Annotated in this window: 1 pseudogene; it reads left to right on the top strand. The window is 45.5% G+C overall.

Features of this window, described 5'->3' with window-relative positions:
* A pseudogene (locus CWB60_RS20555) lies at window positions 1-230 on the top strand (elongation factor P); the annotation flags it as partial.
* Between the last annotated feature and the right edge of the window lie 36 nt (window positions 231-266).

Genomic DNA, 266 nt, shown 5'->3' with positions numbered 1-266 from the left:
GACTTTGCGATGCGGTTAAAAGGTTATTGGACACCTATGAATGGTCTAATACATTATGGTACCGTCGACCACTAGCGGATACTCCACCGAAATTGGTTGAGATGGAGATCTCTGAAACTGATCCTGGTATTAAAGGCGATACCGCGGGCACAGGCGGTAAACCTCCAACGCTGAGCACTGAGGCAGTAGGACGCTATCAATTAGTCTTAAAAAATGGGGAAGTAAATTAACTATACACCAGTAGCGGTGAATACTTAGGCAGGGTT

Origin of the sequence: Pseudoalteromonas sp. S327 (assembly GCF_005886415.1) — a bacterium.
Lineage (GTDB): Bacteria > Pseudomonadota > Gammaproteobacteria > Enterobacterales > Alteromonadaceae > Pseudoalteromonas > Pseudoalteromonas atlantica.
The sequence above is the reverse complement of the archived record's forward strand: the minus strand, read 5'-3'. Positions and strand labels throughout refer to the sequence as shown.